This is a genomic window from Tardiphaga robiniae, from assembly GCF_013359755.1.
In the GTDB taxonomy this organism is placed as follows: Bacteria; Pseudomonadota; Alphaproteobacteria; order Rhizobiales; family Xanthobacteraceae; genus Tardiphaga; species Tardiphaga robiniae.
In genome coordinates this window covers 254,303-274,722 of record NZ_JABMCJ010000083.1, presented here as the reverse complement: position 1 = coordinate 274,722, position 20,420 = coordinate 254,303, and the positions used below count along the sequence as shown (strand labels likewise).

Here is a 20,420-nt window from a genome sequence, read left to right as displayed (position 1 = left end):
CGTCATGATAGCAGCTTCAGTTCTTGCGCGACGCGGGGGCGGTTGCGGATGTGGTCGTTTTGGCATCCGGTGCATCATTCGCCGACGCGTAGCTCTCGGGGAAGGCCAACGCGGAGGAGGCGCGGGGCTTCAACGGTTCGTTGGATGATGTGCGGCCGGCGGTCTTGCCGGCGTCGTCGAGCAGCTTCTCGACACGCAGCAGAACGTCGGCGCCGCGGCGCGTCAGCACCGGCGGCGGGCCGGGCTTAGCATCCTGCGCGTTGGCGGCCGTGACGGATGAGGCGGCTGCGGCAGGATTCTTGGTACCTGCGCCGACACCCGGGATTTCCTTGATCTCGATGCCCTGATGGGCAGCGACCATGATGTCGTGCCATGTCTGCGCCGGCAGCGAGCCGCCGGTCATGCGGTTGGTCGGCGAGTAGTCGTCATTGCCGTACCAGACTGCACAGCTGAAGTTGCCGGTGTAGCCGACGAACCAGGCGTCGCGATACGCATTCGTGGTGCCGGTCTTGCCTGCTGTCGGAATGCCGTCCAGTGCAGCGCGGCGCGCGGTGCCTTCGCTGACCACGTGACTCATCATGCCGGCCATATCGGAGGCGACGGAGGCGGGGATGGCTTGCAACTGTTTCGGACCATCCCGGTCGAAGCGCCAGACGAGGTCGCCTGCGCCGGTGCGCACTTCCAGCACCGCATGCGGCTTCGACGAGCGCCCCTTGTTCGGGAAAGTCGCATAGGCGACGGCGTGTTCGAGCACGGTGACTTCGGTGGAGCCGATCGGCAGCGACGGCGTATCGAGCAACGGCGCCGTGATGCCGAAGCGGCGCGCGGTCTCCACGATCTTGACGCGGCCGGCCTTGGCCGGATTCTGCGCGCCCTTGCCGAGCGCAATCGAAATCTTCACTGGCACGACATTGATCGAACGGGTGATGGCCTGCGTCAGCGTGACATTGCCGGAATAGGAGTGGCCATAGTTCTGCGGGCACCAGTTGCCGATACAGACCGGGCCGTCGAGGATGATCGAGGTCGGCTTGTAACCGTTGAGCAATGCCGTCGTGTAGACATAGGGCTTGAACGAGGAGCCGGGCTGGCGCATCGCGTCCACCGCGCGGTTGAACTGGCTTGCGCCGTAGTCGCGGCCACCCACCATGGCGCGGACGCCGCCTTCGAGGTCCGACACCACGGTGGCAGCCTGCGTCGCGTGATAGTCGCGGCCGAACTGGCGAAGCTGGTTTTCCACGGCGGCTTCGGCGGCGCGCTGCACATTCATGTCGATGGCGGTGCGGACCACGAAGACGCGTTCGACATAGGATTTCGGGAATGTATCGACGAGCTTGCGCATCTCGTCGAAGGCCCAGTCGAGATAGTAGTTCGGCGAGATTTCCTGACGACGATCGACGGCGACGGCGGGATTGCGCCGCGCACCGAACACCTGACCCTCGGTCATGAAGCCGGCATCGACGAGGTTGTCGAGCACCACGTTGGCGCGGGCGCGCGCGGCGGGCAGGTTGATATGCGGCGCGTATTTGGTTGGGGCCTTGAACAGGCCGGCGAGCATCGCGGCTTCCGCGAGGTTCACGTCGCGCGCGGATTTGTTGAAATAGAAATGCGCTGCGCCGTCGACGCCGAACGTGCCGCCGCCCATGTAAGCGCGGTCGAGATAGAGCTTCAGAATTTCGTTCTTGGTCAGGCGGGTTTCCAGCCAGATCGCCAGAAACGCTTCGTTGACCTTGCGCTCGATGGTGCGTTCGTTCGACAGGAACAGGTTCTTCGCGAGCTGCTGCGTCAGCGACGAACCGCCCTGGCGCACGCCGCCGGCCTGCGCATTGGTGACCAGAGCGCGCGCGGTGCCGGCGATGTCGATGCCGAAGTGATCGTAGAAGCGGCGGTCCTCGGTGGCGAGGGTGGCCTTGATCAAATTGTCCGGGAAATCTTCCAGCGGAATGGAGTCGTTGTGCTTGATGCCGCGGCTGCCGATCGGATTGCCGTAGCGATCGAGGAACGTGACCGCGAGGTCGGATTTCTTCAGCCAGTCTTCATCGGCGGTTTCGCGAAACGCCGGCTGCGCCAAAGCGAGCATGAGGATGAGACCGCCGAGGCCGATGGTGGCCATTTCCGACAGTGGCTCGATGAACACCCAGCGCTTCCAGCGACCGACATAGAAGCGATCCATGAAGGTCGAGTAGCGTTCCCAGAGTTCGCGGGTGCCGCGGCCGGACGAGAACAGGCCGGAATCGATGCGCGCATCCAGATCCAGCAGGAAATGCCGGAACTTGGTCTTCCAACGGGATGGCACGATCTGAGGCACAGGGGCCCTTGGTTTGTTGCAGCGCTCGCGTGCACCCACCGGCACCGCGCGGACGTCATGCTGAAATAATGCGGCAACCCGGCGGCAGGTTTGCGGCCGCCGGAGAGTCGTTCAAGTTCTAGCCGAGCAGGGCGGATAAACCAATGGCATTGCTTATCATTTGCACGACAGGGCTAACAGCTTGCCGGTTTTGCCCTTGTTTGCGAGCCGGCCGACACGATGTTGCTTGCAGAGCCTGCACCGCAACTCCTAGAAGGGCGTTTCGCCGCAACCTGGATTGATTCAAATCGCATGACCGCGCGTCCCCCGCGTCCTTCCGCACAGGAGGGAATGTTCTGGAAAACCAAGACGTTGGAAGAGATGTCCGGCGCCGAGTGGGAAAGCCTGTGCGACGGCTGCGGGCGCTGCTGTCTGGAAAAGCTGGAAGACGAGGATACCGGCAAGATCTATTATACCCATGTGTCCTGCCGATTGCTCGATGCGGGTCTTTGCGCCTGCAAGGATTATCCGAACCGCTCCGACCATGTTCCCGATTGCGTGCGGCTGACCCCCGACAATGTCCGCACGCTGAGCTGGCTGCCGCCGAGCTGCGGCTACAAGCTCGCGGCCGAGGGCCGCGATCTCTACTGGTGGCACCCGCTGATCTCGGGCAGCGCCGACACCGTCCATGAAGCCGGCGTATCGGTCCGCGGGCGGGTCGAGGGCAGCGAGGACACGATCTCCGACGACGAGCTGCAGGATCACATCGTGACCTGGCCGGCGCTGCTGCCGCGCAAGGCGAAGCTGAAGAAGCGGCCGGCGTAGAATCCGCGGCGCGCGGTGTTCGATCACGCGCATATGACGGTCAGATGATCGCCGCGGGACGCTCCCATGCAAGGAAACAACTGTTGCTGCACGGGGCAGGGGAATAGATTTCTTCCAAAGAGAGTCTGCGCGCGGAAGGTCGCGCCGTTCTGGCTCTCCGGTTACCTCCCAAATCCCTTGAATCCGAAGTTTCATGAACAAGTTCGAGCGACAGAGCCGGTCAGCGGCCGATGATCAGGTATTGCCCGAGGAAATCTCGTCGGATGAGCTCCTGTCGGACGAAATCGCGCAGGAACTGTCGCGGATTCCCACAGAAGTAATCGAACCCGGCGACGCGCCTGCTGTCGTGAAGGCGCCGCTGACCCCCGCCGAAGTCCGCACCATCCTGATGAGCCTGCTGCTGACCATGTTCCTGGCAGCGCTCGACCAGACCATCGTCGCCACCGCGCTGCCGACCATCGGCCGGCAATTCGCCGATGTGAACAATCTGTCCTGGGTGATCACCGCCTATCTGCTGGCATCGACTGCAGTGGCGCCCGTGTTCGGCACGCTCAGCGATATCTATGGTCGCCGCGCGATGATCATCACCGCGATGTCGCTGTTCATGGTCGGCTCGATCATGTGCGCATTGGCGCCGAACATGATCGTGCTCATTATCGCGCGCGCTTTGCAGGGCCTCGGCGGCGGCGGCATCCTGCCCATCGTGCAGGTGGTGATTTCCGACGTGGTGTCGCCGCGTGAGCGCGGCCAGTATCAGGCTTATTTCAGCGGTGTGTGGGTCGCGGCCGGCATCGGCGGCCCGATCATTGGCGGGCTGTTCGCCGAGCATCTGCACTGGTCGATGATTTTCTGGATCAATATTCCGCTCGGTGTGGGATCGCTGGCGCTGCTGTTGCCGAAGATGAAAAAGCTTCCGGTGTTTCATCGCCGCCGCAAGGTCGACTGGCTCGGCGGCATGCTGCTGATGGCTTCAGCCGTCGTCTTCATGCTGGTGCTGACATGGGGCGGCACCAAATTCTCCTGGGCGTCGCCGACCATCGTCGCGATGATCGGCGCAGCAGCGGTGATGGGTTTCGCCTTCATCTGGCATGCGATCCATCACGATGAGCCGTTCCTGCCGTTACCGCTGATGTCGGGCTCGGTGGTGCCTTTCGCGATGGCCGCCGGCGGCTGCGCGATGGGTGCGATGCTCGGGCTGACCGTACACATGCCGCTCTATTACGAAGTGGTCTACGGCCTGACTGCAGGTCAAGCCGGCGTTGCGCTGATCCCGATCGCGGCGGTGTCAGTCGGCGGCGCTGCCTTTGCCGGCCACATGATGACCAAGGCGAAACACTACAAGCGCGTGGCGATCGCCGGCACCGCCATGTCGGCGCTGATGGGTCTGCTGCTGGCGCTCGCGACGCCGCTGCCACTCTGGGCGCTGCTCACGATGCTCGGCCTGTTCTCCATCGGGCTCGGCACGGCATTTCCGGTCAGCCTGGTGTCGATCCAGAACGCCGTGCCACGCCCGCAGATCGGGACCGCGACCGGCGCCATGAACTTCTTCCGCGCGCTGATGGCGTCGTTCACCGTCGCCGCCTTCACCACCATTCTCCTGATGGCGCTCGGCACGGACATCTCGATCTCAGGCGAGCATGCCGCCAGCACGCATCCGATCGCGGCCAGCGATATGGTCAGCGCCTTCCGCTATGTGTTCGAAGCTGCGGCAGCCCTGCTGGCGCTGTCGACACTGTTCCTGCTGCTGATGGAAGAACGCCCGCTGGCAGGGCCGGCAAAGGCGAAGCCGTCGCTGGTTTCGGAGTAGGCGAAGCCGTCATCCGACTTCAGAAATGTTCCGCTGCCACGCGTGTGAAGGCGATGTCCTTGACCAGCGGCTCGAGCGGGACTGCCACGCTCGCAATATTCCCGTCTTCGCCGGTGGAAAATGAGAGGGAAAGCCGGCTCGGCATCAGGCCGCCGGGCGACGCAGGTGTCTCTGGCAGCTCGAACGTGTCCGAGTTTCGATGCGTGAGCGGCTCCGACATGCCGCGAAACGCCCAATGCAATTTGCCTTGGGCATGCGTGATCGTCATCCGGCCGTAGCCGGGATGCGCGTAGTCACCGGCGTAATCCGCGAGGTCACGGTGCGGCTCGGTGGCCGGCGTCGGCGCGGCTTTCCCGGTCTGCAGCCAAGCCTCGTATTGCGTCACGAAGTTGCGGCGTTGCTCGCGGAAGCGATCGAAGCAGGGTACCGGTTCCTTGCCGCAGACTCGGTCGAAGACATAATTCGCGAGGATGTGCGGAGCGAGTATCGGAGTCATGCCATTATTGGCGAGCACCGCGACACCGACGCCGCGATCGGGCAACATCATCATCAGCGCATTCGTGCCGGTGAAGCCGCCTCCGTGCCACACCACGCGTTCTCCGCGATACCAGTGCGAGCGGAAGCCGAAACCGTAATGCACATCGCTGTAGTCGGCGAATCCGGTTGCCCCGACATGCACCCGCGGCTTCTGGAGCTCCTGTATCAGGCTGGATGACAGAAGACGTTGTCCTTCAAACGCGCCCTGGCCGAGATGAAAACGAAGCCAGTTCGCGAAGCTTGCAATCGACGTGCTCATGCCGCCCGCAGCCGGCACGCTGATGGGCCAGAGTTTCGTGCGCTGACAAGTGTCTCCCATCATCCCGTAGGGCACGGCCGCGTCGGTAGCTGCGGCAAGCTCCTCCACAGTGAACGTCACCTTCATGTCCAGCTTGTCGGTCAGCGAGCGGGTGAATTCGGCCCAGCTCTGGCCGCTGACGCGCTCGGCCACCATGCTCGCAATGAGGTAGCCGAGGTTCGAGTACTGAAAGGCGCTGCGAATGTCGGCGCTCGGTTCGAGATAGCGCAGCGCTGCCAGCATTTGGGCGGGTGACAGATCGCCGGGCAACCAGATCCAATCGTGACGTGGCAATCCGGAATGGTGGCATAGCAGGTCGCGCACCGTGACGCGGTCGCTCGCAACGGCGTCATAGAGCCGGAATTCCGGGATGTATTCCCGCACCGGCTTCTTCCAATCCATGCGCCGCTCGTCAACCAAGAGGGCCAGGCCCGTAGCGGCGAACGACTTCGAGACCGACATGATTTGAAACTGCGTATCCGTCGTGACGTTCAGGCCGGCTGCGATATCGCGAAGGCCATAGGTCCCAACGAACGCAACCTCCAGGTCTTGCACGATAGCGACGGCGAGGCCCGGGACCTTCCACTCCTTCATGACCTCTACGACAAGATGCTCGAATTCGGGAATGAACGCCGCGACGGATTGGCAGCATGCGACAGGTTCAGATGCCATTGGGACAAGCCTCGACACTTCTGGTTAAGTGCAAGCTGAAATGCAGACGATACCCGGCCCCACGATACTCCCAAGTCCCGTTGCTCCGGGCGAGCGCACACATAGTTACCGCACGATTAATTCATAATTGAGCCTGTTGGTGAACCTTCCTGCAACCTCTGCCGCTTAGGTTGAGTTCAGTTTTCAGGGGACGGCGTGGAAGAAATCCGCAGCCGTATGAGGAGATTTTCGTGTTGCGTTTGATTTCGAAATTTATCGACGATGAGTCTGGTGCGACGGCCATCGAATATGCGCTGATCGCTGCCGGCATCAGCCTCGCGATCATCGTGGCTGTGCAGGGCCTTGGTACCACGCTGAACGGGCGCTACGCCGCCGTGAATACCTCGCTGAAATAGGGCCGCGAAGACCGGCCGGTGCCGGGCGCCGCCATTGCAATCGACAAAAGACATGGCTGTCTTGTCGAAACGCAATGTCGTGAATGTCCTATCGATTGGGGTGCTGCACCCTATATGATCGTGCGCGGGCCTCGAGCCTGCGCATTTTCATATGGATGACCATCATGACATTGAATTCGCGTTTGAAGCTTTCGGCATTGGCCGGTTTGGGATTTGCGGCATTCATCCTCGCGGGAGCGACGCCGGCCTCGGCGGCTGGTGCGCAATTCTGCATCGCCCAGAGTGGCGCCAACGGCGAATCCTCCTATGTCAGCAACTGCATCTTTTCTGACTACCAGCAATGCATCAATGCTGCCGTCGGTACGCGAGGCAACTGCGTGGGCAACGTCGAGTATCGCGCCGGCGCTGCTGCGGAACCGGCGCCACAACGTCGCCGGCGCGCGCGGTGAGTGATCGTCCGCTCGTGAAGGACGCATCGATGACAACAAGGATTCGCAGGCTCCTATGGGCTGTGGCCGCGATTGCAATCGCGTCGGCGTCGTTGCCGGCTGTGGATTCTGCGCAGGCGCGGCCATCGGTCGCGGCCAGCTCCGGTATTCCGCCGTTCTGCGTGTTGACCGGCGGCCCCCGCGGGCCGGGGAGTGTGCCGCAGATCTGCCGGTTCTTCGACTATCAGCAGTGCCTGCAGGCCGCGACTGCGTTGCGCGGCAATTGCGTGGTCAATATCGACTATCCCGGCAAGATCACCGGTGCGCCGGGAGCGGCGTGGTCGCAGCCGCCGCGATAGCCAGCGCGTTGATCGCGCGGACAAAATTCCGATTTCAGGACTAAATTCAAATTCTAGGATTTTTAGCCTTGACAGCGTTGCGCTGTCGAAGTAGGTTTGCGGCATGCTCCACAATTGGGTTCGCAGGAAACGCCGCTGCTGATTGGCGGCGAATCTGCGCCGCGCTGTTTAGCCCGGTGTGCGGTGAATACCCGGAACATCGATCCAAATCCTGCGTTGCTTTCCATACGGTGCCGCAAGGAATCTCATCGGCATCCAACAGCAAGCCAAACGAGGGTGCCATGATAATCAGGAATTCGGCAACCAAGCAAAAAGAGCAGATCGTCGAATCCGCGACGGAGGCACGCCAGGCCGAACCGGGCCCGTCGATCCTCGCGCTTTTGGCGATCAGCCTCGGCCTCGCTGTGTTGATCCTCGGCGTGGTCTGGTTTGTGTTCTTCAGGACGTGATCGGTTTCGGCGATCGGCCGATCAATTTCAGTCAGTCCGGCATGATCGACTGACAGCAGCAACGAGTTCCCAACATGGTCAGAAAGCCAATAGCCCGCCCGGCGAGAAAGCCGGCGCGGGCTGCTGTCGTTGTGAAGGCCGCGCGGAAACCAAGGGCGGCGAAGAAGAGCTCCAAGAACTCGAAAGTAAAGAATTCACAGAAAACATGGAGCGCCGTTGACCCGGCCACCATGGCAGCAGCCGCTGAAAAAATCCGGGCCAGCGTGGCGGCCCGGAAGAGGACGATTGCGGCAACGACCATCTTCGCCGGACCGGGGAGGCCGAAACCAGCATCCGCTGCTGAAGTTGATATACCTCCAACTCAAATCAAGAAGCGACCGGCCGCAATGAAAGCTGTTACCAAGAAGCGGTCCAGCGCTCCGCGTGCAAGACGGCGAACGGCCGTCGATCGGTTCAATGATTTGCCGCCTGACGCGCCGCTGACCGATCGCGTTACCCAAGCCATCGAACGCGAACTCGATTCGATCCAGAAGATCGTTGGCCGCCGGCGCTTGAATGAAGCGTTGCGCACAGAGGCCGAGCGCCGCGCCCGCACGCTGGCTTCCCTGGCGCGCACATTGACCGAACTGAAGAAAGTGCAGGGCGGCAACGAACAGAGGCCCGCCGAAGATGACGACCGCCCCCGAGACCTCGACGAACTCCGTCGACGCATTGCTGAACGTCTTGCAAGACGGCTTGGCGGGCGACCGCCAATTCCTGTCGACGGGAATGACGCGGGGCGAGAGAGGCTTCCTGAGTGAGTGCTGGAATGTCTTCGCGCATGCGCATCAGGTGCCGCCTGACATCGCGCCGAATGGTGCGCCGTGGCTGACATGGCTCATGATTGGCGGACGAGGCGCAGGCAAGACACGCGCCGGTGCCGAATGGGTGCGTGCGCAGGCGCTCGGTCAGGCGCCACTAGCGCACGAAAAAGCCCGTCGTATTGCGCTTGTTGGCGAAACCGAACACGACGTGCGTGAAGTGATGATCGAGGGAGTGTCCGGGCTGCTCAGTGTGCATCCGGATCACGAGCGCCCGGTCTGGATGCCGTCACGCAAGCGGCTGGAATGGAGCAACGGCGCCGTCGCACAGGTATTCTCCGCGGAAGATCCCGAGAGCCTGCGCGGCCCGCAATTCTCCTGCGCATGGTCGGACGAGATGGCGAAGTGGCGCTATGCCGAAGCCACGTTCGACATGCTGCAATTCGGGCTGCGGCTGGGCCACCGGCCGCGGCAGATGATCACCACGACGCCGCGGCCGACGGCGCTGCTGAAACGCCTGATGGGCGATCCGACGACGGTGACGACGCGCGCCGCAACCGTAGTGAATGCGTTCAACCTCGCGCCGACGTTTCTGCAGAGCGTGATGGATCGCTATGCTGGCACACGGCTCGGCCGACAGGAGCTCGACGGCGAAATCATCGAGGATCGGTCCGATGCATTGTGGTCGCGGGGGCTGCTCGAACAGTGCCGCGTGCGCGAGGCACCGCCGCTACGACGCATCGTCGTGGCGGTCGATCCGCCGGTGTCGTCCGGCAAGCGCGCAGACTGCTGCGGCATCGTTGCCGCGGGGATCGCCGAGGGCGGCATCGTCTATGTGCTGGCCGACGACACCGTCTCGTCGGTGACGCCGACGGCCTGGGCCAACAAGGCGATCGCACTGTGGCGCCGGCTGGAGGCCGATGCGCTGGTGGTGGAAGTCAATCAGGGCGGCGAGATGGTGCGCAGCGTGATCAACGAAGTGGATCACACCGTGCCGGTGACGCCGGTGCGTGCCTTGCGTGGCAAGTGGCTACGCGCCGAGCCGGTGGCGACCTTATACGAGCAGGGCCGCGTCAAACACGTCGGCAGTTTTGCCGCGCTCGAAGACGAGATGTGCGACTTCGCAAGTTCGGGGCTGTCGTCGGGGCACTCGCCGGATCGTCTCGACGCCATGGTCTGGGCTGTCGCCTCGCTGGCGCTGGTGCCGCGCGGGGATGGGCCAAGGATCAGGGTGTTGTGACCTCGTGTCCCGTGCACAGTTGAATTGGATCATATCATGTTCGATCGCTTGAAAGCCTATCTGGCGGCGCCGGAAGTGAAGGCGTCGCGCACCGCGCGCGTGCTCGCATTCGAGAGCGGCGGGCGTGCGCGCTGGACACCCAAGGATTTTGCGGCGCTCGCCCGTGAGGGCTATCTGTCGAATGCCATCGTGCACCGCGCCGTCCGGCTGATCGCCGAGAATGCGGCGGCCTGCAGCTTTCTCGTCTTCGACGGCGCGCAGGAACGCGAGGCGCATCCGCTGGCGCAGCTGCTGACGCGGCCGAATCCGCGCCAGGATGGCGGGGTGTTCTTCGAGACGCTCTATGCGCATCTGCTGCTCGCCGGCAATGCCTATGTCGAAGCCGTCACGCTCGACACGCAGGTGCGACAGCACGAGGTGCGGCAGCACGAGGTCCGCGAACTCTACGCGCTGCGGCCGGACCGCATGAAAGTCGTGCCTGGCAGCGATGGCTGGGCCGAGGCCTATGACTACAGCGTCGGCGGCCGCAGCGTGCGCTTCGATCAGCAGGCGTCCGGCGTGCCGCCGATCCTGCATCTGACCTTCTTTCATCCGCTCGACGATCACTATGGTCTGGCGCCGATCGACGCCGCCGCGACCGCGCTCGACACCCACAACGCCTCGTCGAAATGGAACAAGGCGCTGCTCGACAATGCGGCGCGGCCGTCGGGGGCGCTGGTCTATGCGGGACCGGAGGGATCGGTGCTGTCCGAGCCGCAATTCGATCGCCTCAAGCGCGAACTCGAGGGCAATTATCAGGGCGCCGCCAATGCCGGGCGGCCGCTGCTGCTGGAAGGCGGGCTCGACTGGAAGGCGATGTCGCTGACGCCGAAGGACATGGATTTCCTCGAGGCCAAGCACAATGCCGCGCGCGAGATCGCGCTGGCTTTCGGCGTGCCGCCGATGCTGCTGGGGATTCCCGGCGACAATACATTCGCGAATTTCCAGGAAGCCAACCGCGTGTTCTTTCGCCAAACCGTGCTGCCGCTGGCGGCGCGCACCGGCAACGCGCTGGCGCAATGGCTGGCGCCCGCGTTCGGCGACGGCATCCGCATCGACATCGACACCGACCGCGTGGATGCACTCGCCGCCGATCGCACCGCGCTATGGGAGCGCGTCAGCAGCGCGGATTTCCTGACGCTGAACGAGAAACGCGAAGCGGTGGGCTATGCGCCGGTGGAGGGCGGGGACAGGCTGGGATAGGGGCCTGACTGCAACGCGTTCTCCAAGCGGTGCGGACGGACCCGCCCGACGTTATGGACAGACGCGAACAGTACTGGAGTGTATTGCGCATTTGTTCACAATCAGGGGTTGAGTTTGACCGTGGGTGTTGCCGTCGCGTGACAGCATTCGGGCCGTGGGCGGCCTAGGATCGCTGACATAATAAGACGACAGACTTGGGAGATTCTCGTGAACAAGATCATTCTGGCAGCTTCGGTTCTCGCCTTGAGCGCAACCTCTGCATGGGCCGCTGATATGGCGCCGCGCCCATACACGAAAGCGCCGGTGATGGTCGATCCCGTTTACAGCTGGACCGGCTGGTATATCGGCGGCAATGTCGGCTACGGCTTCGGTCGCAGCGGAGCCGATACGGTTCTCGATCCGACCAGCAGCTGGGCCATTGAATCGCCTGCTTTCCGCAACGAACTGATCGGCCTCAGCAACCAGCGCTACAGCCCGCAGGGCGTGGTCGGCGGTGGGCAGGTCGGCTACAACTATCAGGTCGGCAGCTGGGTGTTTGGCCTCGAGGCCGATATCAACGCGTCCGGCATGAGCAAGACGATTGCCTTGTCGGGCCTCAATGGTGGCTTCATCACCCGCAATTTCACGGAGACCACCAAGAGCGACTGGTTCGCCACCGTGCGTCCGCGCCTGGGTTACGCGGTGAACAATACGCTGTGGTACGCCACCGGCGGTCTGGCGGTCGGCGATGTGCAGGGCAGCTGGACGCTGCTGTCGAGCAATGGCTACAACAAGACCGGCTCGGGCAGCGAAACCAAGGTCGGCTGGACGGTCGGCGCTGGCGTCGAGCATGCCTTCCAGCCGAACTGGACGGTGAAACTCGAATATCTCTACACCGACCTCGGCAGCATCTCCTATAACTCGACCTATATTCCGGGCAGCACCTTCGCTCCGCCGGGCTTCAACTACCGCGAGAACATCTCGCAGGATTTCACATTCCATACCGTGCGCGTCGGTTTGAACTACAAGTTCGGCAGCCCGGTGGTTGCGCGCTACTGATGACCTGAGATCTTATCCCGAAAACGTAAGAGCCCGGCCTTGTGCCGGGCTTTTTCTCTGGCAATGCACGGAGCGTGCGGCTCATGTCACATGAATGACAGAGAACGGGACGTATCACCGCTGCCCAGTTGCGCCGGTGGAGAGATCGCGCCAGTTGGGATATGATTGCGCGATGCCCCGCACCTACGTCATTCCTGATCTGCACGGCCGACGCGATTTGCTCGATGCGGCACTGCTGCGGATCGAGACGCATCGGGCCGGTGAAAACGCCACGCTTATTGTGCTCGGCGACTATGTCGACAAGGGGCCGGACTCCCGCCGCGTCATTGCGCGGCTGCGGGCAGGGGTGGCGCCGGGCCTGCGGCTGGCGATGCTCAAGGGCAATCACGATGCGCTGATGGTCGCCGCGCTGCGCGGCGATGTGGCGATGGCAAACTGGCTGACGAAAGGCGGCGATACCGCGCTCGCCTCCTATGGCGGCGACATCGCCGATGTGCCGGTGCATGACATCGACTGGCTCGATGGCCGGCCGCTGTGGCACATGGATGCGCATCGCGTCTATGTCCATGCCGGCGTCGATCCCGCGCTGCCGCTGGCGCAGCAGGATCCGGTATTGCTGATGACCAAGCGCTATGCGGATGATGACGCGTCCGGCCATGACGCAGGTGAGGGCGCGCGCCATGTGGTGCACGGCCATGACCGCCATGCCGATGGGCCGCTGCTGAAACAGGGCCGCAGCAATCTTGACACCTATGCCTGGAAGACAGGCCGGCTGGTGATCGGCGTGTTCGATGACGCGCTGCCGGGCGGGCCGGTGGAGCTGATCGAGATCACCGCGCCGCCGGCGCCTTGAGGCGGATATGACCTCTTGAACCAAAGACCGCGCCGCGACGCCTAACCGGCAACGCAACTGAACCGGCACGCTGGCATGTCCTCGATCATCGAAACCGTCGTCGAATTTTTTGCCGAGCTCGTCTGGGGCTGGGTGACAGCGCGATGGCCATGGGTCGGGGACGCCGTAGGAGCGACCTGCCTCGTGGCCGGCGCGGTCGTGGCACTGTCGTCATCCGGCACTGAGCGCGTGCAGGCACTGGTGATCGGTGGTCTTGTCGGCATCGGTGCTGGTGGGTTGCTACTGGTGTGGTTCTGGCGCCTGCGCCGCGCGGCGGCGACGCGGACGGAGTGATCGCCATGACTGTGACACCGGCGATGCTCGGCGCCAGCCAGGCGCTGCGCGACATGTTGTGGCCGTTCGAATTCACGGTCACGGACAATCAATCCCACGGTCCGGTCTGGATCGATGTCACCGCGCTGCAGCCGTTCGAGGTCGTCGGGCAGAACGGATCGGGCGGGGTCTTCGCGCTGGTCGGCGATATCAAGCATGTATTGCACCTGACGAGCGAAGGGCAGGCCGGCATCGTCGCCGCCAGCCTGCAGGAATTCCTCGAACTCGTTGTCGAACATCCCTGGTGGGAACAGATCGCATCGGGCTGCGACGGTGATCTGGCCGCGATGCGCGCAATGCTGGATGACGAGGGCGCTGACCTGGACGCGGACGCCATCGATAACGATCCGGCCATCGAAACCAATCGCCCGCTGCTGCAGCGACAGCTCGGCCTCGGGATTCCCGCCGATCCGTTCGGCCTGCTGCATCATGCGCTGGTGACGCTCGGCGCCGCTTACGATCTGCGCGATCTCCACGGCCAGCCGATGGAACCGCTGTTTGCGGCCTAGTAACACACGAAGGGACATGCCGATGCCGGACTGGATCTTGCCGCTGCTGCTGCTGATCGGAATCCTCGCCGTTCTATATCGCGCCTTCCTGCACACACCGCGGGCGCCGCCCAGCGGCAGGAATCACGACGAAGGCGTGACCAATTACTGGGACGTCCACCGCGATCGCTGACGGATATCGGCGCGTATCGCGCTGCGTGCAACAGCCCCCTGCAAAGGCGTCTAGTGTGTGGTTTGTGCCGCGACCCAGTCGGGATCGATGCGGTTCGCCTCGGCGATATCGTTGAGTGCGCCTTCGGCATCGCCGGTCACGCGTTTCTGCACGCCGCGGTAATACAGCGCCTTGGCGTTGTCGGGCGTGTGCGTCAGCACGGCATCGAAATCGGCGATAGCGCGCAGCGGCTCGTGCTTGTCGATCAGGGCCGCGCCGCGGTTGAACAGATAGAGCTCGGACTCGGGGTCGAGCTTGATGGCCATGCCGAAATCGGCGATGGCGCGGTCGAGATCGTTCCGCATGTAGTGGATGACGCCGCGGCTGTTATAGGCGCTGGGATAGTCCGGGCTGATCCGTATCGCTGTCTCGAAATCGGCGATGGCGCGGTCCCTGTCGCCCTTGTCGTCCCAGGTGCGGCCGCGCCAATAGACTGTCACGGCATTGGTGGGATCGAGCCGGATCGCTTCGCTGTAATCGGCGATGGCCCGGTCGAGATCGTGCTTGTCTTTCCAGGCCCGGGCGCGGCTCTCATGGGCGGAGGCGTCGTCCGGCGCGAGGCGGATCGCGGCATCGAAATCGGCAATGGCCTGGTCCGGTTTGGCGGTGTCGAACCAGATGCTGCCGCGGTCCTTGTAGAAGTCTGCATCGTCGGGCCGCAGCCGAATGGCTGCGCTGAAATCGGCGATGGCCCGGTCATACACTTTCATGACCTGCCAGAGGTGGCCGCGCATGGCGTAGCCCGATGCGTCGTCCGGCTCGAGCCGGATGGCGGCGTCGGCGTCGGCGATGGCTGCATCCGTTTCGCTATAGGTCTCATGCAAGAGCGAGCGGCTGCGATGCAGCGCCGCCAGATCGCCGCCGCGGTAATAGTCGAGCCCGATGGCGCGGTCGCAGGCGGCCATCGCCTTCACGCTGCGGCCTTTCAGGCACATGGCGTAATCGCCGCCCGGGCCGGCCAGTGTGGCAGCAGTGGCATAAGTCGGCGTTGCGGCGGCACTGGCGGCCAGCGCCATTGCCATCAGCGTGCTGCAAAACGGCAGGCGCAAGGATAGGCGCAAGGACAGGCCAGATCGTGCGTTCGGGTACATGTGTCGTGCTCGGATGGCGAGGGAGCCGGGACGGCGTTGCTGCTTGGTCGGCGGCGTCAGCCGAAAGGTTCGACGGCACGCGCGAACGCGGCAGCGGGGGCGCGCAAGATGGAAGTACAATCGCCATGGATGAACTGATCCGCATCTTTACCGAGCGCGGCGACCTCGCGCATCTCGCTTTGTTTCTGTGGGCGAGCGTGGCCAGCGCTGCGGCCTTGTTCGCGCTGCGCGAACTTGCCGGCGCCTCGCGCCGCTTCGACGAATTCGTGCGGCAGCTCGCACGCTTCAACCGCCGCGCACATCGCCGCCACCGCATGCGCGACGACACCGACGACATCTGAAAGGGATCATCCATGGACAGTCTGCACGACGTGATGCGTTCGATCCGCCCGGAGACCAAAGCGGGCAGGGATCATCTCAGCGTTTTCAGAGAATTTCTCGCCCATCTCGATCAGTTGCAGCGCAAGGCCCTGGCTGTGAAGTCGCGGGTGAAGCCGGCAGCGCGACGGAAGCCGCCGCGGCGCGCGAAAGTGTAGTTCGCTTTCTTCCCCTCTCCCCCAGCACGGCGCAGCCGTGCGCCGCGGGAGAGGGTGGATCGAATGCACATCGTGCATTCGAGACGGGAGAGGGCGCCGCAAGCGACGTCGCGTGTCGCGCCCCCTCTCCCTGACCCATGGCGGACGACTTCGTCCGTCAGACCCCGCCTTCGCGTGGCTGCGCTGCGCCCGGGGGAGAGGGGACATCTCCGCCGTAGCTTGTTGCTCTCCTCTCTCTTCTTCCCCCGCATGTTGCGAGGCCGCCGATGCATGCCCCGTTGCCATCTCCCTGGCCATCCCCCCAGCCATTCTCCGCGCGCCTCGCACTTACGCCGGACGGCGTGATCGAGGGCTATGCCAGCCTGTTCGGCGAAATCGACCAGGCGCGCGACATGGTGATGCCCGGCGCCTTCACGCAGACGCTGAAGCAGCGGGGTCTCCGCAAGATCCCGATGCTGTTCCAGCACGATCCCTCCGAGCCCGTCGGCGTCTGGCTCGAGATGAAGGAAGACCTGCGCGGATTATGGGCGCGGGGCCGGCTGATCCCGGATGTGACACGCGCCCGCGAATTGCTGGCGCTGCTGCAGGCCGGTGCGGTGGACGGATTGTCGATCGGCTATCGCACCCAGCGTGGCCAGATCGAGCCGAAGACGCGGGTGCGCAAACTCTATCAGGTCGATCTCTGGGAAGTGTCCATCGTCACATTCCCGCTGCTGAACGGCGCGCGGGTGAGTGCCGTGAAGGACGCGCCGCGCTCGCGCCTGCGCGATCAGGCCGAGCGCGACTGGACCCAGCTCACCGGCCAACACGTCATCGACTCATATTGCACCGATTTGAGCGGCGCCGCGGATGCACCGGCGCTGGTCATCCGGCGTGGGCGCAAAGCGGGCGGACCTGTCCAGGCCTGTTCGCTGCGCGCCCGCGCCGATCGCAAACGCGCGCTGCACGGCGTCGCCGCCCACGCCCGGTTCGCCGGGCGCTAAGGACAACGCGCCGCGCCGCGATGCGCGCTCAGAACAGTTTGTTGATCGTCATCGTGATCGCCTGGGTCTGGGTCCGCGCGGCGGCGGTGCCGACCATGGTGCCCTGGTTGGTGGTGCCGCCGGTGCCGTTCGGATTGGTGAACGGGCTCGCATAGTTCGCGGTGTTGTTTTCGGTCATGGCGAACATGTAGTTCACATCCACGAACCAGGTCGGATCGAGGAAGTAGGTGGCGCCGATCATGGCGGCGCCGCCGAGCACCCAGCTCTTGCTGGTCAGGTTGATCGGCGCGCCGGAGACGTCGGTGCGGATGCCGTTGAGGTCGGCGAAGCCGATCAAGCCGTTGAGGTCGGTGCGGACCCGGGTCAGCGTTGGGCCGGCGCCGAGATAGACGAAGCCGCGGTCGAACGCGTGGCCGATGAAGGGCACGAACGTCATCTGGTGATCGATATGAATCTGGTAGGACTGCACCAGCGCGTTGCCTGTGAACGGCACCACCGTGCTCGTGCCGGTCGGCGTGAACGATCCCACCTGCGGCAGCAGCGCCGCGCGGATGTTGGAACTGGCGCCGAGATAGCTGTAGCCGAACTTGGCGCCCCACAGCCAGTCGCTGCCGGAGAAACGGGAGAAGTAGCCGCCCTGCGCCGAGAAGGCGATCTGCGCCCGGTCGTCCGGATACAGCGTCGCCGGGCCGGCGGCCGATCCCGAGGAGGTCAGCACGCCGTTGGTGAAGACGTCCGACGTCCCCACCGCATAGACATTCTGGGTGCCGAAATCGAGCGTATTGGCGCTGCCGCCGATGCCGACGAAGAAGCCGGAGTGCGGCACCCACGAGGTCTCGGCCGGCGGCAGCCGCGGTGCCTTGACGGTCACATCGGCCGCTTGCGCGGCTCCGGCCGCGACCAGGCCGGCGAGCATTCCAGTCATGGTGATGTTGCGCATGTCGTTCCCCCCTTTGCGGCGGGGGCGAATCCCCGCTTGCAGCAGCCTAGGCAGAGCGGGGGAGGCGGGTCTGTGCCATTCCGCACAGTTCCGCCGCGTCCGAGACAAGTGACCTCGATCATCGCCAATCAACGCCGCGCGCGGCGCGTTCGCGTGCCCGATTTCCTCCAACGTTCACGAACCCCCAACGGAAACCACACCATGACCTACGACATCACCGACGCTGCGCCCGAGCACAAGGCGGCCTTTGCGCTGCCGCGCGCGAATGGACAAACCTCGCAAGCTCACATCGGACAGGTCTTGCCGGCGCCGCGGATGCACCGGCGTCGGTGACACGGCGCGGGAGCGCAGCGCGCGGGCCTGCACAGGCCTGTTCGCTACGCTCTCGCGCCGGAAGGAAAATGGCGCTGGGAAAAATCGGCTGCGACGCTGCGCTCCGCGGAGCGCGCACTACGCGCGGACCGCTCTAGAGCAAGTCGGCTCTAATGCAGTTCAGCGCGATCGATCGGCAGATGCAGGCGCTCGGCGCGTTCTTCGCGGTCCTGCCTGCGGAACGCGCTCTCGCGCTGTTCGAAGGCGATCATTTCCTGCTGTGCCTGTTGCAGGAACTGGTCGTATTTCGTCATCGGTGGTTGCGCATGCTTCGTCATCGCCAACTCCGTGTGTGTCACTCTATCGGACGAGCCTAAACGCCGTTCAGGCTAGTGGGTTCCCTGTTCCAGATCAAATTTCATGTCGCTGCTAGGCCGTTCCATCGGCCCTGAGCCGATCGTTCAGGACCAGTGAACGTCCGCGACGTCGTTGCGCGTGCAGCTTCGCCATGTCTCTACCCAGACGACTGACGTCTTCAACCCCGGAGAACACCGTGAATTTCGATATCACCGACACTGCTCCCGAGCACAAAGCCGGCTTCTCGACCGGCGCGCGCGACGACTATAACGAGTTGCGACACACCTTCGAGGAATTCAAGGCCGCCAATGATGAGCGACTGGCTGTTATCGAGCACAAGCGCGGCGACGTGCTGCTGGAGGAGAAAGTCGATCGCATCAACCGGGCGCTGGATGCGCAGCATCGGCGGCTCGATGATCTGGCGCTGCGCCAGGCGCGGCCCTCGATCGATGGCATCCGGCGGCAGCCGCGCGATGGCGTGGCGCGCGAGCACAAGAGTGCCTTCGATGCCTATGTGCGTGCCGGCGATGTCGATGGCCTGCGCCAGATCGAGACCAAGGCTATGTCGGTCGGCAGCAATGCCGACGGTGGCTATCTGGTGCCGGTGGAGCTCGAACACGCGATCAACCAGCGCGTGATGGCGATCTCGCCGATCCGCAGCATTGCGTCGGTGCGCGAGATCTCGGGCAATGTCTACAAGAAGCCGTTCATGACGGCAGGACCGGCGACGGGCTGGGTTGGCGAAACCGACGCGCGGACGCAGACGACGTCGGCGACATTCGACGCGCTGTCATTTCCGGCGATGGAGCTTTACGCCATGCCGGCAGCGACCGCGACGCTGCTCGATGATAGCGCGGTCGATCTCGACCAGTGGATCGCCTCCGAAGTCGAACTGGTCTTCGCCATGCAGGAAGGCGCGGCGTTCGTGGCAGGCGACGGCGTCAACAAGCCGAAGGGATTTCTCAGCTACACCACGGTGGCCAATGCATCCTGGAGCTGGGGTAATCTCGGTTACATCGCCTCCGGCGCGGCGGGAGCGTTTGCGGCTTCCAACCCATCGGATGTGCTGATCGATCTGATCTACAGCCTGAAAGCGGGCTATCGCCAGAACGGCAGCTTCGTGATGAATCGCAAGACCCAGGCGACCATCCGCAAGTTCAAGGACTCCACCGGAGCCTATCTCTGGCAGCCACCGGCGCAGGCCGGAGGGCGCGCCACGCTGATGACGTTCCCGCTTGTGGAAGCGGAGGACATGCCGGACATCGCGGCAAATGCGCTCGCATTGGCCTTTGGCGATTTCCAGCGTGGTTATCTCATCGTCGACCGCGTTGGCGTCCGCGTGCTGCGCGATCCCTACAGCGCCAAACCTTATGTGCTGTTCTACACCACCAAGCGGGTGGGCGGCGGCGTGCAGGACTTTGATGCGATCAAGGTGTTGAAGTTTGCGGTGAGCTGAGGGCGGGCGATGTGTTGTCGTCCGCCATTGCCTGGTTCAGCAATAGCGGTAGTTGCAGCCAAATTGCTGGCGGCCAACAAGCAGCTCCGGCGGCACACCATAGTGGCTGTAGTAATAGGAAACCTGCGGCGGGCCGAAATAACGGTGAACCTGAATTGGAGCTCCGCCCGGGGACGAATAGGTGGTGACCTTGTCGAATGGCGGGGATTCGACGGCAAGGAAACGCCCGCCGCCAACAAGCGGTGCCGGCTCCACCACCTGACCACGGCCATAGCGCGGAGTGCCCGAGAGATCGGCGGCTGCCGCCGGCAGCGTCACAGCAGCAGCGATGCAGGCGAAGGCGAGCGGGCGCAGCACGACGGGCATTCCTTCTGATCGGCGCGTCGCTGCGCGAGAGCGATGGCGACGGTTGTGCGATGCATGATT

Annotated in this window: 26 protein-coding genes; 18 read left to right on the top strand and 8 right to left on the bottom strand. The window is 63.8% G+C overall.

Translation table 11 applies throughout. From position 1 onward, the window contains the following. Window positions 1-16: 16 nt before the first annotated feature. Complete coding sequence (locus tag HP556_RS14465; RefSeq protein WP_175367479.1) at window positions 17-2,305, bottom strand: PBP1A family penicillin-binding protein; 2,289 nt, start codon at window positions 2,303-2,305, stop codon at window positions 17-19. A gap of 291 nt (window positions 2,306-2,596) precedes the next feature. On the opposite strand from HP556_RS14465, the gene HP556_RS14460 reads away from it, so the two are divergent. Next, window positions 2,597-3,109 (top strand): YcgN family cysteine cluster protein, encoded by a 513-nt coding sequence (locus tag HP556_RS14460; protein ID WP_068730717.1) that lies wholly within the window; start codon window positions 2,597-2,599, stop codon window positions 3,107-3,109. A gap of 193 nt (window positions 3,110-3,302) precedes the next feature. Continuing rightward, entirely contained in the window at window positions 3,303-4,916 is a 1,614-nt protein-coding gene (locus tag HP556_RS14455) for an MDR family MFS transporter (RefSeq protein ID WP_175367478.1), read from the top strand. A gap of 19 nt (window positions 4,917-4,935) precedes the next feature. Here HP556_RS14455 and HP556_RS14450 read toward each other — a convergent pair whose 3' ends face one another. After that, window positions 4,936-6,423 carry a serine hydrolase gene (locus HP556_RS14450; protein ID WP_175367477.1) on the bottom strand — a complete coding sequence of 496 codons (1,488 nt, stop codon included), beginning with the start codon at window positions 6,421-6,423 and terminating at the stop codon, window positions 4,936-4,938. A gap of 230 nt (window positions 6,424-6,653) precedes the next feature. Here HP556_RS14450 and HP556_RS14445 point away from each other — a divergent pair, with 230 nt between their 5' ends. From HP556_RS14445 to HP556_RS14435, 3 genes are all read left to right on the top strand, one after another. Then, window positions 6,654-6,818, top strand: a complete 165-nt coding sequence (locus HP556_RS14445) for a Flp family type IVb pilin (protein ID WP_093759013.1) — start codon at window positions 6,654-6,656, stop codon at window positions 6,816-6,818. 164 nt (window positions 6,819-6,982) lie between these two features. Continuing rightward, the gene (locus tag HP556_RS14440) at window positions 6,983-7,267 is read left to right on the top strand and encodes a DUF3551 domain-containing protein (RefSeq protein ID WP_175367476.1); all 285 of its coding nucleotides are present in this window, start codon (window positions 6,983-6,985) and stop codon (window positions 7,265-7,267) included. A gap of 29 nt (window positions 7,268-7,296) precedes the next feature. Then, the gene (locus tag HP556_RS14435; RefSeq protein ID WP_175367475.1) at window positions 7,297-7,605 is read left to right on the top strand and encodes a hypothetical protein; all 309 of its coding nucleotides are present in this window, start codon (window positions 7,297-7,299) and stop codon (window positions 7,603-7,605) included. 46 nt (window positions 7,606-7,651) lie between these two features. Here the strand turns inward: HP556_RS14435 and HP556_RS14430 are convergent, their stop codons facing one another. After that, on the bottom strand, window positions 7,652-8,116 hold the full coding sequence (locus HP556_RS14430) for a hypothetical protein (protein ID WP_170849707.1): 465 nt from the start codon (window positions 8,114-8,116) through the stop codon (window positions 7,652-7,654). Continuing rightward, window positions 8,086-8,355 carry a hypothetical protein gene (locus tag HP556_RS14425; protein ID WP_175367474.1) on the bottom strand — a complete coding sequence of 90 codons (270 nt, stop codon included), beginning with the start codon at window positions 8,353-8,355 and terminating at the stop codon, window positions 8,086-8,088. Before HP556_RS14425 ends, HP556_RS14430 begins: the two co-directional genes overlap by 31 nt. Before the next feature lie 85 nt (window positions 8,356-8,440). Between HP556_RS14425 and HP556_RS14420 the strand changes: the two genes are divergently transcribed. From HP556_RS14420 to HP556_RS14385, 8 genes are all read left to right on the top strand, one after another. Then, complete coding sequence (locus HP556_RS14420) at window positions 8,441-8,854, top strand: hypothetical protein (RefSeq protein WP_175367473.1); 414 nt, start codon at window positions 8,441-8,443, stop codon at window positions 8,852-8,854. Further along, window positions 8,823-10,094 carry a DNA-packaging protein gene (locus tag HP556_RS14415; protein WP_175367472.1) on the top strand — a complete coding sequence of 424 codons (1,272 nt, stop codon included), beginning with the start codon at window positions 8,823-8,825 and terminating at the stop codon, window positions 10,092-10,094. Before HP556_RS14420 ends, HP556_RS14415 begins: the two co-directional genes overlap by 32 nt. Window positions 10,095-10,130: 36 nt before the next feature. Next, complete coding sequence (locus tag HP556_RS14410; protein WP_175367471.1) at window positions 10,131-11,336, top strand: phage portal protein; 1,206 nt, start codon at window positions 10,131-10,133, stop codon at window positions 11,334-11,336. Window positions 11,337-11,543: 207 nt separating this feature from the next. Continuing rightward, a complete protein-coding gene (locus HP556_RS14405; protein WP_231077348.1) occupies window positions 11,544-12,374 on the top strand; it encodes an outer membrane protein in 831 nt (276 codons plus the stop codon). Between the two features lie 172 nt (window positions 12,375-12,546). Then, window positions 12,547-13,227 (top strand): metallophosphoesterase, encoded by a 681-nt coding sequence (locus HP556_RS14400; protein ID WP_175367470.1) that lies wholly within the window; start codon window positions 12,547-12,549, stop codon window positions 13,225-13,227. 75 nt (window positions 13,228-13,302) lie between these two features. Then, the gene (locus tag HP556_RS14395; RefSeq protein ID WP_089267034.1) at window positions 13,303-13,560 is read left to right on the top strand and encodes a hypothetical protein; all 258 of its coding nucleotides are present in this window, start codon (window positions 13,303-13,305) and stop codon (window positions 13,558-13,560) included. A 5-nt stretch (window positions 13,561-13,565) separates the two neighbouring features. Beyond that, window positions 13,566-14,108, top strand: coding sequence for a hypothetical protein (locus tag HP556_RS14390; RefSeq protein ID WP_175367469.1), 543 nt, complete (start codon window positions 13,566-13,568; stop codon window positions 14,106-14,108). A 22-nt stretch (window positions 14,109-14,130) separates the two neighbouring features. After that, the gene (locus HP556_RS14385; protein WP_158596823.1) at window positions 14,131-14,280 is read left to right on the top strand and encodes a hypothetical protein; all 150 of its coding nucleotides are present in this window, start codon (window positions 14,131-14,133) and stop codon (window positions 14,278-14,280) included. Between the two features lie 50 nt (window positions 14,281-14,330). On the opposite strand, the gene HP556_RS14380 is transcribed toward HP556_RS14385, so the two are convergent. After that, window positions 14,331-15,341, bottom strand: a complete 1,011-nt coding sequence (locus HP556_RS14380) for a tetratricopeptide repeat protein (protein WP_175367468.1) — start codon at window positions 15,339-15,341, stop codon at window positions 14,331-14,333. A 194-nt stretch (window positions 15,342-15,535) separates the two neighbouring features. Here HP556_RS14380 and HP556_RS14375 point away from each other — a divergent pair, with 194 nt between their 5' ends. From HP556_RS14375 to HP556_RS14365, 3 genes are all read left to right on the top strand, one after another. Beyond that, a complete protein-coding gene (locus HP556_RS14375; protein ID WP_175367467.1) occupies window positions 15,536-15,751 on the top strand; it encodes a hypothetical protein in 216 nt (71 codons plus the stop codon). A gap of 12 nt (window positions 15,752-15,763) precedes the next feature. Then, window positions 15,764-15,946, top strand: a complete 183-nt coding sequence (locus HP556_RS14370; protein ID WP_175367466.1) for a hypothetical protein — start codon at window positions 15,764-15,766, stop codon at window positions 15,944-15,946. Window positions 15,947-16,212: 266 nt separating this feature from the next. Further along, window positions 16,213-16,929 (top strand): HK97 family phage prohead protease, encoded by a 717-nt coding sequence (locus HP556_RS14365; protein ID WP_175367465.1) that lies wholly within the window; start codon window positions 16,213-16,215, stop codon window positions 16,927-16,929. Window positions 16,930-16,957: 28 nt separating this feature from the next. On the opposite strand, the gene HP556_RS14360 is transcribed toward HP556_RS14365, so the two are convergent. After that, on the bottom strand, window positions 16,958-17,869 hold the full coding sequence (locus tag HP556_RS14360; protein ID WP_175367464.1) for an outer membrane protein: 912 nt from the start codon (window positions 17,867-17,869) through the stop codon (window positions 16,958-16,960). 201 nt (window positions 17,870-18,070) lie between these two features. Here HP556_RS14360 and HP556_RS30390 point away from each other — a divergent pair, with 201 nt between their 5' ends. Beyond that, window positions 18,071-18,202 carry a hypothetical protein gene (locus tag HP556_RS30390; protein WP_276509738.1) on the top strand — a complete coding sequence of 44 codons (132 nt, stop codon included), beginning with the start codon at window positions 18,071-18,073 and terminating at the stop codon, window positions 18,200-18,202. A 149-nt stretch (window positions 18,203-18,351) separates the two neighbouring features. On the opposite strand, the gene HP556_RS14355 is transcribed toward HP556_RS30390, so the two are convergent. Beyond that, window positions 18,352-18,519, bottom strand: coding sequence for a hypothetical protein (locus HP556_RS14355; RefSeq protein ID WP_175367463.1), 168 nt, complete (start codon window positions 18,517-18,519; stop codon window positions 18,352-18,354). A 215-nt stretch (window positions 18,520-18,734) separates the two neighbouring features. Here HP556_RS14355 and HP556_RS14350 point away from each other — a divergent pair, with 215 nt between their 5' ends. After that, the gene (locus HP556_RS14350; protein ID WP_175367462.1) at window positions 18,735-19,994 is read left to right on the top strand and encodes a phage major capsid protein; all 1,260 of its coding nucleotides are present in this window, start codon (window positions 18,735-18,737) and stop codon (window positions 19,992-19,994) included. 36 nt (window positions 19,995-20,030) lie between these two features. Here HP556_RS14350 and HP556_RS14345 read toward each other — a convergent pair whose 3' ends face one another. Further along, window positions 20,031-20,351: a hypothetical protein gene (locus tag HP556_RS14345; RefSeq protein WP_175367461.1), complete on the bottom strand. Its 321-nt coding sequence runs from the start codon at window positions 20,349-20,351 to the stop codon at window positions 20,031-20,033. Window positions 20,352-20,420: the final 69 nt, after the last annotated feature.

Coding starts and splice junctions, on each gene's coding strand:
- HP556_RS14355 (WP_175367463.1), bottom strand. CDS start 18,519: ATGACGAAGCATGCGCAACCACCGATGACGAAATACGACCAGTTCCTG.
- HP556_RS14380 (WP_175367468.1), bottom strand. CDS start 15,341: ATGGCAATGGCGCTGGCCGCCAGTGCCGCCGCAACGCCGACTTATGCC.
- HP556_RS14375 (WP_175367467.1), top strand. CDS start 15,536: ATGGATGAACTGATCCGCATCTTTACCGAGCGCGGCGACCTCGCGCAT.
- HP556_RS14390 (WP_175367469.1), top strand. CDS start 13,566: ATGACTGTGACACCGGCGATGCTCGGCGCCAGCCAGGCGCTGCGCGAC.
- HP556_RS14360 (WP_175367464.1), bottom strand. CDS start 17,869: ATGCGCAACATCACCATGACTGGAATGCTCGCCGGCCTGGTCGCGGCC.
- HP556_RS14400 (WP_175367470.1), top strand. CDS start 12,547: ATGCCCCGCACCTACGTCATTCCTGATCTGCACGGCCGACGCGATTTG.
- HP556_RS14460 (WP_068730717.1), top strand. CDS start 2,597: ATGACCGCGCGTCCCCCGCGTCCTTCCGCACAGGAGGGAATGTTCTGG.
- HP556_RS14410 (WP_175367471.1), top strand. CDS start 10,131: ATGTTCGATCGCTTGAAAGCCTATCTGGCGGCGCCGGAAGTGAAGGCG.
- HP556_RS14395 (WP_089267034.1), top strand. CDS start 13,303: ATGTCCTCGATCATCGAAACCGTCGTCGAATTTTTTGCCGAGCTCGTC.
- HP556_RS30390 (WP_276509738.1), top strand. CDS start 18,071: ATGACCTACGACATCACCGACGCTGCGCCCGAGCACAAGGCGGCCTTT.
- HP556_RS14440 (WP_175367476.1), top strand. CDS start 6,983: ATGACATTGAATTCGCGTTTGAAGCTTTCGGCATTGGCCGGTTTGGGA.
- HP556_RS14385 (WP_158596823.1), top strand. CDS start 14,131: ATGCCGGACTGGATCTTGCCGCTGCTGCTGCTGATCGGAATCCTCGCC.
- HP556_RS14435 (WP_175367475.1), top strand. CDS start 7,297: ATGACAACAAGGATTCGCAGGCTCCTATGGGCTGTGGCCGCGATTGCA.
- HP556_RS14365 (WP_175367465.1), top strand. CDS start 16,213: ATGCATGCCCCGTTGCCATCTCCCTGGCCATCCCCCCAGCCATTCTCC.
- HP556_RS14420 (WP_175367473.1), top strand. CDS start 8,441: ATGAAAGCTGTTACCAAGAAGCGGTCCAGCGCTCCGCGTGCAAGACGG.
- HP556_RS14370 (WP_175367466.1), top strand. CDS start 15,764: ATGGACAGTCTGCACGACGTGATGCGTTCGATCCGCCCGGAGACCAAA.
- HP556_RS14450 (WP_175367477.1), bottom strand. CDS start 6,423: ATGGCATCTGAACCTGTCGCATGCTGCCAATCCGTCGCGGCGTTCATT.
- HP556_RS14455 (WP_175367478.1), top strand. CDS start 3,303: ATGAACAAGTTCGAGCGACAGAGCCGGTCAGCGGCCGATGATCAGGTA.
- HP556_RS14425 (WP_175367474.1), bottom strand. CDS start 8,355: ATGGTCGTTGCCGCAATCGTCCTCTTCCGGGCCGCCACGCTGGCCCGG.
- HP556_RS14415 (WP_175367472.1), top strand. CDS start 8,823: ATGACGCGGGGCGAGAGAGGCTTCCTGAGTGAGTGCTGGAATGTCTTC.